The 11,796-nt window shown below is 37.3% G+C and carries 10 protein-coding genes; 5 read left to right on the top strand and 5 right to left on the bottom strand.

Annotation, left to right across the window (positions count from 1 at the left end; all coding sequences use genetic code 11):
• Positions 1-149 precede the first annotated feature (149 nt).
• The 4 genes from H0S58_RS04690 to uvrB form a co-directional block, all read right to left on the bottom strand.
• Positions 150-1,607 carry a glyceraldehyde-3-phosphate dehydrogenase gene (locus H0S58_RS04690; RefSeq protein ID WP_053578272.1) on the bottom strand — a complete coding sequence of 486 codons (1,458 nt, stop codon included), beginning with the start codon at positions 1,605-1,607 and terminating at the stop codon, positions 150-152.
• Between the two features lie 262 nt (positions 1,608-1,869).
• A complete protein-coding gene (gene rarD / locus H0S58_RS04685) occupies positions 1,870-2,808 on the bottom strand; it encodes an EamA family transporter RarD (protein WP_195727292.1) in 939 nt (312 codons plus the stop codon).
• Between the two features lie 135 nt (positions 2,809-2,943).
• Positions 2,944-3,531 carry a lipocalin family protein gene (locus H0S58_RS04680; protein ID WP_053578274.1) on the bottom strand — a complete coding sequence of 196 codons (588 nt, stop codon included), beginning with the start codon at positions 3,529-3,531 and terminating at the stop codon, positions 2,944-2,946.
• A 118-nt stretch (positions 3,532-3,649) separates the two neighbouring features.
• The gene (uvrB, locus tag H0S58_RS04675; RefSeq protein WP_053578275.1) at positions 3,650-5,674 is read right to left on the bottom strand and encodes an excinuclease ABC subunit UvrB; all 2,025 of its coding nucleotides are present in this window, start codon (positions 5,672-5,674) and stop codon (positions 3,650-3,652) included.
• A gap of 298 nt (positions 5,675-5,972) precedes the next feature.
• Between uvrB and H0S58_RS04670 the strand changes: the two genes are divergently transcribed.
• Positions 5,973-6,761, top strand: a complete 789-nt coding sequence (locus tag H0S58_RS04670; RefSeq protein WP_195727291.1) for a hypothetical protein — start codon at positions 5,973-5,975, stop codon at positions 6,759-6,761.
• 177 nt (positions 6,762-6,938) lie between these two features.
• Positions 6,939-8,396 carry a sensor domain-containing diguanylate cyclase gene (locus H0S58_RS04665; RefSeq protein ID WP_195727290.1) on the top strand — a complete coding sequence of 486 codons (1,458 nt, stop codon included), beginning with the start codon at positions 6,939-6,941 and terminating at the stop codon, positions 8,394-8,396.
• 62 nt (positions 8,397-8,458) lie between these two features.
• Here H0S58_RS04665 and H0S58_RS04660 read toward each other — a convergent pair whose 3' ends face one another.
• Positions 8,459-8,638: a hypothetical protein gene (locus H0S58_RS04660; RefSeq protein ID WP_053578277.1), complete on the bottom strand. Its 180-nt coding sequence runs from the start codon at positions 8,636-8,638 to the stop codon at positions 8,459-8,461.
• Between the two features lie 411 nt (positions 8,639-9,049).
• On the opposite strand from H0S58_RS04660, the gene H0S58_RS04655 reads away from it, so the two are divergent.
• The 3 genes from H0S58_RS04655 to H0S58_RS13885 all read left to right on the top strand — a co-directional run bounded on the left by H0S58_RS04655 (position 9,050) and on the right by H0S58_RS13885 (position 11,630).
• On the top strand, positions 9,050-10,132 hold the full coding sequence (locus H0S58_RS04655) for an OmpW/AlkL family protein (RefSeq protein ID WP_195727289.1): 1,083 nt from the start codon (positions 9,050-9,052) through the stop codon (positions 10,130-10,132).
• Between the two features lie 156 nt (positions 10,133-10,288).
• Entirely contained in the window at positions 10,289-11,503 is a 1,215-nt protein-coding gene (locus tag H0S58_RS04650) for an MFS transporter (RefSeq protein WP_195727288.1), read from the top strand.
• The gene (locus H0S58_RS13885) at positions 11,496-11,630 is read left to right on the top strand and encodes a hypothetical protein (RefSeq protein ID WP_264822572.1); all 135 of its coding nucleotides are present in this window, start codon (positions 11,496-11,498) and stop codon (positions 11,628-11,630) included. The genes H0S58_RS04650 and H0S58_RS13885 overlap by 8 nt, the downstream gene beginning before the upstream one ends.
• The last annotated feature ends 166 nt before the right edge of the window (positions 11,631-11,796 follow it).

Below are 11,796 nucleotides of genomic sequence, written 5' to 3'. Positions count from 1 at the left end.
AATATCAAAAAGTATGCAATTTTTTGTATATAAAAAATTTTATTTAAATCATTCGACTCTATAAATCGGTAAATACAGTACTTTGCTTTTATTAATTAAGAAAACAAAAAAAGAGCCTCATTTGAGGCCCTTTTTACTACATCTACAAATTATGCATTTGTTTCAGCAGGAACTTTTGGATAGCTTACGCCACACATTTGTTCAGCAATACGTAGCACTTGGCAGCTATAACCGACTTCGTTGTCATACCAAACATAAGCTGTTAAACGTGTACCTGATGTAATAGTGGCTTGCGCATCAAATACACCCGCAGTACGCGAACCAATAAAGTCTGACGACACCACTTCAGTCGAGTTGGTATAACCAATTTGACCTTGTAGGTTTGAGTTGATTGAAATTTGACGAATGTATTCGTTCACTTCTTCACGATCAACTTCTTTCTCAAGGGTTAAATTCAGAATTGCCAATGACACATTTGGCGTCGGAACACGTACTGAATTACCCGTCAACTTACCTTTAAGTGCAGGAAGTGCTTTAGCGACTGCTTTAGCTGCACCTGTTTCAGTAATGACCATGTTCAAAGTCGCAGCACGACCACGACGATCCGCACTATGGTAGTTGTCAATTAAGTTTTGATCATTGGTGAAAGAGTGAACAGTTTCAACGTGACCATTAATCACTTTGTATTTGTCATCTAACACTTTTAATACAGGTGTAATTGCATTTGTTGTGCAACTTGCAGCAGAGATAATTTTATCTTCGTCTAAAATATCAGTGTGGTTTACACCATACACGACATTTTTCATTTCACCTTTACTTGGCGCAGTCAATACGACACGAGCAACGCCTGGGCATTTCAAGTGTTGTGCAAGACCTTCTGCATCACGCCATTTACCCGTATTATCAATCACCAAAGCATTATTAATTCCAAATGCAGTGTAATCCACTTCAGCTGGGCTAGATGCGTAAATCACTTTGATATAATTACCATTCGCAATAATCGCTTCATTGGCTTCATCTACAGAAATAGTACCTGCAAATGGCCCATGAATTGAGTCACGACGAAGCAAAGATGCACGTTTTTCTAAATCACCATCTGATGATTTACGAACAACAATCGCTTTAAGGTTTAAGCCACGGCCCAAACCAGACTGACCAATAATTAAACGCGCAAGGATACGGCCAATACGTCCAAAACCGTAAAGCACAACATCTTTCGGCTCTACTGTTGCAGGATTACCTTCTAAAGATTGAACAGCACTTGCAACAAAAGCATCAATGTTGCCGCCTTTTTCTTTAAATTCAACTGCAAGTTTACCTAGATCAATTTCAGCAGAGCCGATATTTTCAACTTTCGCCAAAGCTTCTAAAATAGGGAAAGTATGAACAACTGAAAGCTCAACATCGACTACACGTGTACGGCGATGGGCTTTTAAAATTTGGATAACTGAACGGTTAACCAAAGAACGACCAAATACAGAAGTCACGATATTTTTTTCACGATACAACTGACCAATTAAGGCAATCATGTGTTCCGCGATTTCTTCACGGTTTTTCCAACGACCTTGGTGCTCTGCATGTAAGGCGATGATAGTGTCTTTGCTCACAGATACGTCCTCTAATTAATATATATCTAGGCTAGGCATAAATTCTAAAACGCCATAATTGTAAAGGAATTATCGGTAGTTTTGAATCAAAAGCTGATTAAGTCCAGTATATTTTGCATTATATTCACTATAAATGAACAAAATAGTGCTCAATACTTTTGTAAATTTCCACTCTGCAATAAATTTAAAGGATTTCTTAGGATAAAACAGCCAACGCTGGCTAAAACTCAAAAAGACAGAAAAATATAAAGCACTGTGCTTTTTATTTCTTTAAACGATTTGAGTATTGTTCAAAATTTCGCAACAGTGTTTTTTGTTTTTGTTTGTGTTTTTGCTTAGCTATATGTAGACAGCCTTCAATCACCAACAATAAAACGGCAAGCCAAATTGGGATATAAGTTAACCATTCTGCAGCTCCAACGTTTTCACCTAATACAATCGATGCCAAAGCAAGTAACACAGGCTCTAAATAACTCAATAACCCAAAAATGATGAAAGGCAGATAACGACTAGCCAACATATAACTGCCCAATCCAAATGCACTTAAAAAACCTAAGCCAATAATTGCCCAGATTAAATGGGGAAATTGTTCAATCAAAACAAAAGAGTGGTTGTGCATCGTCGCCAAATAAATAGCGACCGGCATGACTAAAAATAAGTCCCACCAAAAGCCCCCCAAATGATCGGTTTTAAATGCACGCCTTAGAAAGAAATAAATAGGATAAGCAATCGCAACATATAATGTTTCCCAAGCCATACTGCCGATTCGCCATAATTCATGACCAACGCCAACACTGGCACATACAACGGCAGCAACTTGCCATTTTGATAATTTTTCTTTGTAAAATACACATCCCATTAAAACCATGACTAAGGGCAATAAGAAGTAACCCAATGAAACTTGCAATCCACGACCATTGATGGGTCCCCACAAGAACAACCAAAGCTGTGTTGTGCATAAAAAAGAACTGACAACTAACCAGATTAAAATTGTGGGCTGATGAACAATACGCTTAAAAATTTCGTTGATATACTTTAAGTCGCCTAACCACCACATAAATAAACTGAGGAATGGTAAGGTGGCTAACATACGCCAAGCAAATGTTTGCTCACTGTCAAAAGGTTTTAAAAATTGAGTATAAAAGTATAAAACCCCAAAAGTGATTGATGCCAATATAGACAATATTACGCCTTTGTACATCTTCACACCTCTGAATTCATTTGATTTGCATTATAGAGATGTCCCACTCATAAAACTTGAATTTTCATATTTTTAATTTGATCATTGAATAAAAAACCATGCCGAAGCATGGTTTTTTCTATTGCCATTTAAGTTCTATTTCTGGGTTTGTTGAGTATGAATAATATCGCTCAAATCATATCCAAGTGATTTTGCATAATCCAAATATTCTTTTACTACTGATTCATCTGGGTGTGCTGAGCGAGACAATACCCACATATATTTACGTCGTGGTTCACCTACCAATACAGTTTGGTAGTTTTCATCCAGTTTTAAAACCCAGTAATCCCCCCGACCGACTGGTAACCATCGAACGGCTTCAGGTAAAAAGCTGACTTTCAATTTAGTATTAAATGGCGAATTTTGTACAAAAGCTTCACCAACTGATTGTTTCAACTGGCCACTTTTACTGTAGCAACGATTATCTACTTTGACATTGCCATTTTCATTCAGTGTATAAGTTGCTGACACATCACGATCACATTGGTTTTGAAAATACATAGGTTTACGCGCGACTTCATACCAAACGCCTAAGTATTTATCTAACTCCACCTTTTCTACCGTCTGTAATGGCTTGGTTTGTGCATACGCTACCGTCACCGCACCCAAACCGACTAACACTGCGCCACCTAAGGCAATTTTAGCCAAAGTAAAGCCCGCTTTTGGAAGATTATTCTTTGCCATAAACCTATCCTTTTCAATCCATCTTATAAATTTTAAAAACAAATATATGATTAAAAATAACCATTCCAACAGTCTGATACTGTAGCGTTATGTAATAATTTCACAATAAAATCATACTCTAACTCAACATTTGGGCTTTTAAGCGAACAATCTCATCACGTAATCTGGCAGCCTGTTCAAACTGTAATTCTTTAGATGCTTTTAACATCTCCTTTTCCAGTTTTGACATGTGTTTAGCCAGCAATTTCGGATCGGCCAAAATATGTCGTTCATCCGCACTTAACGCGCGCGCCTGACTTGAAATATTTTCGTCAATTTGATCGTCCGTTAGTACTTCACCAGTATCAATATCTTTATTATTTTGACGTTTCGTACTGCGAGGTATAATGCCATGTAATGTATTAAACTCGATTTGCTTATTACGACGACGGTCGGTTTCATCAATTGCTTTTCGCATGGAATCTGTAATTCGGTCAGCATATAAAATCGCTTTTCCTTTCACATTACGTGCAGCTCGACCTATTGTTTGAATGAGTGAACGCTCCGAACGCAAAAATCCTTCTTTATCGGCATCAAGAATAGCCACCAAAGATACTTCTGGCATATCCAGCCCTTCACGTAATAAATTAATACCCACGAGCACATCATGCACACCAGAACGTAATTCATGAATAATTTTGACACGCTCAACTGTATCAATGTCTGAGTGCAAATAAGCGACTTTCACCCCATATTCTTTTAAATAAGAGGTTAAATCTTCTGCCATACGTTTCGTCAAAGTGGTCACTAAAACACGCTCATCTAAATCTTTACGCAGATTAATTTCCGAAAGTACATCATCGACTTGCGTTAAGACTGGACGAACTTCAATTTCAGGATCAATCAAACCTGTAGGACGAACCACCTGCTCGGCTATTTGTTCCGATTTTTCCAACTCATATTTGGCAGGTGTTGCACTGACATAAATCGTGGTCGGTACAATACGTTCCCATTCTTCAAACTGCATTGGACGGTTATCTAGCGCACTAGGCAAACGAAACCCATAATTCACTAAGTTTTCTTTACGTGAACGGTCACCTTTGTACATTGCACCAATTTGCGGAACAGTCACATGTGACTCATCAATAATCAGTAGAGCATCATCAGGAATATAATCAAATAATGTCGGTGGCGCTTCACCCGATGGACGACCGGATAAATGTCTTGAGTAGTTTTCAATTCCGTTGGTATAACCCAACTGTTGCATCATTTCTAAATCGTAACGGGTGCGTTGCTCAATTCGTTGTGCTTCCAATAATTTGTCATGTTGTTTAAAAAAAGCCAAACGATCTTTGAGCTCCTCACGAATAGTGCCTATGGCACGCTGCAAGTTATCTTTTGGTGTAACGAAATGACTTTTTGGGTAAATCGTCACTCGCGGAACTTTACGTACCATTTTGCCCGTTAAAGGATCAAACCAACGAATAGAATCCACTTCCTCATCAAACAGTTCAATACGAATGGCATTTTGATCCGATTCGGCAGGAAAAATATCCATAATTTCACCGCGTATACGATACGTACCGCGTAAAAACTCGAGTTCATTGCGACTATATTGCATTTCAACCAAACGACGAATCAAGTCATCACGACTAATTCGGTCACCTTGGACAATATGCAACAGCATACTCATATAAGCATTCGGATCACCTAAACCGTAAATTGCAGAAACCGAGGCTACAATAATGGCATCACGGCGTTCTAATAATGAACGTGTTGCAGAAAGACGCATCTGGTCAATGTGATCATTGATAGCTGAATCTTTTTCAATAAAGGTATCTGAAGATGGAACATACGCTTCGGGTTGATAATAGTCATAATAACTGACGAAATATTCAACCGCATTGTTGGGAAAAAAGGATTTAAATTCGCCATACAACTGTGCCGCCAAGGTTTTATTATGCGCCATCACAATGGTTGGACGTTGTAGCTGTGAAATCACATTGGCCATGGTATAGGTTTTACCCGAACCTGTTACCCCTAACAATAACTGGTCGTGATAACCTTTTTTTATGCCACTGACTAATTTTTCGATGGCTTGTGGCTGATCACCTGCGGGTTGATAGCTGGTGACTAATTCAAAAGGTTGCGGAGTATCCTGCATAGTATCCATCATCTTCAACGACATAACCTTCATAGTATGAGGGCTAAACGCCAACATACAATATGAACAGTTCTATATTTATGTATTTAAACTATATTCTTAGTGATGAAGCACTACGACTTCCCTATCCAGTTATGCATACTAAATTCTTAAATACGATTTGATATCTATAAATACAAGATCATGCATTTCTAATTCCAGATGATTGATTTCAATTTCAAAAAAGCTGATCTTTCACTTGACCCTAGACTATTTCGATTGCAACATGAATGAAATGCCATCACGATGTAGTGCTCACATGTCATATCTCTATCACGATGAAAATATTATCAAAAGCTTACCTGAAGACACGGTCTTTGTTTTTGGTAGCAATCTGGCAGGACAACATGGAGGGGGTGCAGCATCGACTGCGTTACAATATTTTGGTGCTATGCAAGGTGTGGGCCGTGGCTGGTCTGGGCAAAGTTATGCCATTCCGACAATGAATGAACATTTACAGCAAATGCCTTTGTCTCAAATTCAGCATTATATTGATGACTTTAAAATATATACCAAAAACCATCAGAAAATGACCTACTTCGTGACTTCAGTTGGCTGTGGTATTGCAGGTTATACCACTGAAGAAATTGCTCCCATGTTTAAAGGTATTTCACAAAATGTGATTTTACCCCATTCATTTCGTCCTTTTGTCGAAAAAGCATTACCCAAATTGACCCGTCATTTTCTAAGAACGGTCTTCAACGATGAAGTCATTTTCTCGACACGTGATGAAGAGATCATTACGCAATTAGATTTATCAGAAAGTGAAAAAAGTGCTGCGCGAATTATTTTAAATACTCAAATCTACCCGACAGACAGTAATGGACGAGATCGTATTTTTGAAATTTCCGATATTTTACATGTATTGAATGGTAAAATTTTTGACTGGCAAAATAATGCTGAAGGCTCAATGCTGTTTGGTGGTGTGATTTTAGCTTTGCTTGAACTCTATAATATTAATGAAAAGGATTTTATGGATGTTTGGCAAGGCGAACGGGAAATTCCACCACCTAAGCCTGAAAACAAAGCACGCAAACAGATCCGTTAAAATCTATTTGAACCTTTCAAAAAAGCCAATATAAATTGGCTTTTTTTATTTCCAGCTCAAAAATAAGCAATAAATCTATTCATCGTGAGCCATAATTTAAAAAGCATATTATTTCAAAAATATTTTTATCAATTTATACTACAAGACTAGATGAATAAAAATATGATGAGCTCGTGAATGGAAATGTTGGATTCGCCTTTTTTTGAACTCTCTCCCGTGGCAATGTGGCTTGAAGATTATAGTGAAGTAAAAAAACAATTTGATCTTTGGCGTGAACAAGGAATTCAAGATTTATCAACATTTTTACGAGAAGATGAGTCTCGAATTTTAGCATGTGCCAGAAAAATTAAATTATTACGTGTCAATTCAAAAACACTGGAACTGTATCAAGCTGAAAACTTTGAGGCATTGAATGAAAACCTTCATTTGGTTTTCAAAGAAGATATGTCTGGAACGCATATTAAAGAATTGGTCAGTTTATGGAAAGGTGAAACTCAATTTTCACATCCTGCTGTCAACTATACCCTAACCGGTCAGCGTATAGATATCCAGCTTAAGGGTGTAGTCCTGCCACAACATGAGCATGATCTATCCTTGGTTCTAATTACCACGGAAGATATTACGGCTTATACCGAAGCGTGTCGTCTTGAAGAAAAAAGCCGCCATTTGGCCGAAGCGCGTTTTATTTACTCACCGACTTCTCTGTGGGTAGAAGATTTTAGTCGAATTAAAATTAAATTAGATGAACTTCGCGCCTTAGGTATTGAAGATTTCAGTACATTTTTAGATGTGCATAATGATTTTGTGAATGATTGCATCAAAGATATTCTGATCCTTGATGTCAATCAGGCTACGCTAAATTTATTTGGCGCACCCAATAAACAAACTTTACTTAAAAATATTCATAAAGTGTTTGCGCAAGAAATGTTTCAAACCTTTCGAGAGCAATTAATTGAACTTTGGAATGGCAATATTCATCATCAGCGTGAAGCAGTGAATTACGCACTCGATGGCAGTATTCGTCATGTTGTTTTACAATTTAGTGTATTTCCAGATTACCTAGACAATTGGGGCATGGTTCAAGTTGCCCTGACCGACATTACCGCACGTAAAAAAGCAGAGAAGTATCTTGAATATTTAGGTAAACATGATGTTTTAACCAAACTCTACAACCGTTCTTTTTACAATGGTGAAATCAATCGTTTACAACGCAACAGGCTTTCTCCTGTTTCTTGTATTTTTATGGATATGAATAGCTTAAAGGAAGTAAATGATAGTTTGGGCCATGATGCAGGCGATAACTTATTACAGCGGATAGGTAATGTACTCAATCAACTGGTTCAACAGACGCTTTATTCTGCTTGTCGTATTGGAGGTGATGAATTTGTGATTCTTTTACCAGGAGCAGATGAGGCAGCATTACAGAATTGCGTACAAAGCCTAGAAGAACTTTTATCAGTTGATAATCAGTTTTATGCAAATCAACCCATTCTTTTATCGATTGGTTATGCCACTCTGCAAAATGGAGAAACGATGAAAGATATGCTGAAACGTGCAGATACAGTGATGTATCGTGAAAAGAAAAATTACTATTTAAAGTATACAAAACACACAACAACACTCACTGAATCTTAATCAGCTAAGCGATGATTAAACATAAAAAAACCATGAATCTCCATGGTTTTTTTATTTGACGCTTAACGCTTACCAAATGAACGCCGAGTACCACGAGGTGGCATCCATGTACGATCAGCATAACGCTGTGGACGTGGACGAACGTCATCCAAGATTTCATCAAGGTTCTGCTCAGTTTCTTTTTGTATCGGAAATGGCAAATTGACTAATGCTTTCTTCTTGGGAGTATTTTGGGTGCTCATATGATTCACTCAATAATTTATAGAGGGTATTGTACGAAAAAATGAGTTTAAGTGCGAGATTAGATTCTTCAAAAAAATATTGAACGATTTAAAATATTTATTTCGCCATTGCAAATTTAAAAAACCACTTCCCGTTTAATAACAAGTACACGATAAAAATATGTTAAAAAAAGAATCATAATATCGCATAAAAATTAATCAAAATCTAAATAAAAAACCATAAGTTACTGAAATTAAATAATTTTATAGAATAAAACACACCTACTTAATTAAAACAAATTAGCCTATTTTTTTACATGAAGACAACTAGTTTTATAATTTTTAGTACATTTTGTTTTAAATACAACTATACAATCCGCATTGTCAAAGAAAAAAAATGTATAAACGTAAATGGACATGGAGTCCCCTCGAATGAAAAAATCGTTACTTTGTCTTATTTCATCACTTGCTGCCGTACCTGCAATCAGCTATGCCGAATCACCTTATTTTAGTTTAAAAGATGGTGATGGTTTTAAACGCTTTTCTGTATCGGTAGGTGCATTACATGTCATGCCTCAAGGTAAAGCTCAGCCATTTCAAATTAGTACCGCAGTTAAAAATGGTGAAGTTGCTAAAAACGGTGATATTAAAGTTGATACCGTATTAAATAACCTCAATCCAGATGTTGATCAGGCAGGACTTGCCGCAGCCTTAGAATTTGTAGGTTTTTTCACGGGTGGTAACTTACCCGCAGGCCTTAGTGGCAATTCAAAAATTAGTGGTTTAGAAAGTTGGGAAGCACAAGGAACTGGTCTTGAAGCCGATGACGTGACCACATTGGGGATTATATCGAATTACTTTTTCACCGATCATGTTTCATTCGAAATTAAGGGTGGAATTCCACCGAAAGTAGATTTACAAGGTAAAGGAAAAATTTATGCACCTTTTTCCGCGATTGCTACCCCGCAAATTGGTGATCTTGATTTAAAATTTCTGAATATTGACCTTAAAAACGATCTTTTAATTACCGATTTAGAAGCCTATGGGCCTGCGGCATCAGCTCGTGCTTGGACGCCAGCTTTTGAGTTCCAATATCATTTTGGCAAAACAGGTGTAAATAAATTCCGGCCTTATGTTGGTTTGGGTGTGATGTATGCTTATTTTAATGAACTTGAAATTAATCCACGTACAGAACAAGATTTAATTGCAGCAGGTCATATGATTGCGAATATTAAAGAAGGTAATGCAGGCGCGGCTTTAGAACGTACGCCAAGCAAAGCCAACCCCCAAGTCGATTTAGAAGCAACTGATGCTATTGCACCTATTGCCACTGTAGGTTTTACTTACGACTTTAATGACAAATGGTTTGCTGTAGGCTCTTTGTCCTACGCACATTTAAAAAATGAAACCACTATCACAGTCAGTGATGCAAAACTGGGTGAATTGATTCGCTCAACAGCCGATATTGAGATTAATCCTGTTCTGGCTTATGCAGGTGTAGGGATGCGCTTCTAAATCAAAATGCTAAAGAAGACGACTTTATGTCGTCTTTTTTATTTTAATTCTCTGTTCTATAACTTAATTTTATCTTTTGTTTAAATTTTATTTCATCGCATCACCCTTCAAAAAGGAATAATATCCTGATATTAAAATAAGTTTATGGCTAAAAATATGTCGGACACACGTTTTTCTAAACCTCTGATTTATATGTTAATTGGAAGTGCGCTCATTTTGGGTTTATCTTTAGGTATTCGGCATGCATTTGGTCTTTATCTTGTCCCTATGAGTAGTGAATTCGGCTGGGGGCATAATGTTTTCAGCCTCGCGATTGCTATGCAAAATCTAGTCTGGGGAGCTGTTCAACCTATTACGGGTGCTTTCGCAGATAAATATGGTAGTAAAATAGTGGTCGCAGTAGGTGGTGCACTCTATTGCATCGGCTTGTTGCTTATGGCCTTTAGTTCTACAGGGTTACTGTTAAATTTAAGTGTCGGTTTAATTTTAGGCTTGGCTTTATCTGCCACCTCTTTTCCAATTTTATTATCTGCGGTAGGACGGGCAGCGCATCCTGAAAAACGTAGTCTTGCCATGGGAATTGCCAGCGCAGCAGGGTCCTTTGGGCAATTCATTATGCTGCCTTCTACCCTTCTACTCTTACAAAATTTTGGTTGGTCAGCGGCCTTGGTCGTGAGTGCAATTTTAGTGGCTCTCATTGTGCCATTGGCATGGATGCTTAAAGCCCCAATGTATGTTGCACCAAATATTATCGGTCAAGTGACAAAACCATCCTTAGGTTTTAAACAAATCTTAGTCATTGCGAAAAATCATCAGCCCTTTTGGTTTTTAGGCTTAGGCTTTATAGTCTGTGGATTTCAAGTGGTCTTTATTGGTATCCATTTACCCGGTTATCTGATTGATCATGGATTTAGTGCAACGACAGGAACTATTTTTCTGGCTTTAGTAGGATTATTCAATATTGTCGGAACATATACTGCAGGTTGGTTAGGCGGTAAATATTCCAAACCCAAACTTCTGATGGGATTATATGGTTTACGTGGAATAGTCATTATAGGCTTTTTAGCCCTTCCATTAAGCACATGGACAATTTATACATTTGGCATCATTATGGGTTTATTGTGGCTCTCTACTGTGCCATTAACCAATGGTATTGTGGCCAACATGTTTGGAGTTAAATACCTATCCATGCTCAGTGGCATTATATTTTTTACTCATCAAGTCGGTTCATTTTTTGGTGGATGGCTCGGTGGTGTCAACCATGACATGACGGGCAACTACAATTTAGTATGGATCGTTTCAATAGTATTAAGTGTGGTCGGTGTACTGGTACATTTCTTCGTCAATGAGAAGGCTGTCATTCATGATTAACACTCAATTGGGTTTAAAAATTATACTGGTTGTGATGATGATTGGATTATTCAGTTTAGCAATTCTACTGTGGTTACAAACACCGCAACTGTTTGAATACTTCAATCAAGCCTTCTGTGCACATTAATTGTCAATTCTTTGACATTTTCCAGCAGTGATTTGACTTTAATTTCCAAGATTAAATAAAAGTTAATAAATCAAACATTTATTAACTTTTTTCTGCCTTTTCATAAGCTTAGCAATTCTTGTGATTTCTATTAAGCGGTATTTTTTTCTAGATTGATTTGATATTA

Origin of the sequence: Acinetobacter sp. TTH0-4, assembly GCF_015602665.1 — a bacterium.
GTDB lineage: Bacteria > Pseudomonadota > Gammaproteobacteria > Pseudomonadales > Moraxellaceae > Acinetobacter > Acinetobacter albensis.
Note: the sequence above shows the minus strand (reverse complement) of the source record. Positions and strands in the feature narration are given on the sequence as shown.

Coding starts and splice junctions, on each gene's coding strand:
- rarD (WP_195727292.1), bottom strand. CDS start 2,808: ATGTACAAAGGCGTAATATTGTCTATATTGGCATCAATCACTTTTGGG.
- H0S58_RS04680 (WP_053578274.1), bottom strand. CDS start 3,531: ATGGCAAAGAATAATCTTCCAAAAGCGGGCTTTACTTTGGCTAAAATT.
- uvrB (WP_053578275.1), bottom strand. CDS start 5,674: ATGCAGGATACTCCGCAACCTTTTGAATTAGTCACCAGCTATCAACCC.
- H0S58_RS04670 (WP_195727291.1), top strand. CDS start 5,973: ATGTCATATCTCTATCACGATGAAAATATTATCAAAAGCTTACCTGAA.
- H0S58_RS04665 (WP_195727290.1), top strand. CDS start 6,939: ATGGAAATGTTGGATTCGCCTTTTTTTGAACTCTCTCCCGTGGCAATG.
- H0S58_RS04660 (WP_053578277.1), bottom strand. CDS start 8,638: ATGAGCACCCAAAATACTCCCAAGAAGAAAGCATTAGTCAATTTGCCA.
- H0S58_RS04655 (WP_195727289.1), top strand. CDS start 9,050: ATGAAAAAATCGTTACTTTGTCTTATTTCATCACTTGCTGCCGTACCT.
- H0S58_RS04650 (WP_195727288.1), top strand. CDS start 10,289: ATGTCGGACACACGTTTTTCTAAACCTCTGATTTATATGTTAATTGGA.
- H0S58_RS13885 (WP_264822572.1), top strand. CDS start 11,496: ATGATTAACACTCAATTGGGTTTAAAAATTATACTGGTTGTGATGATG.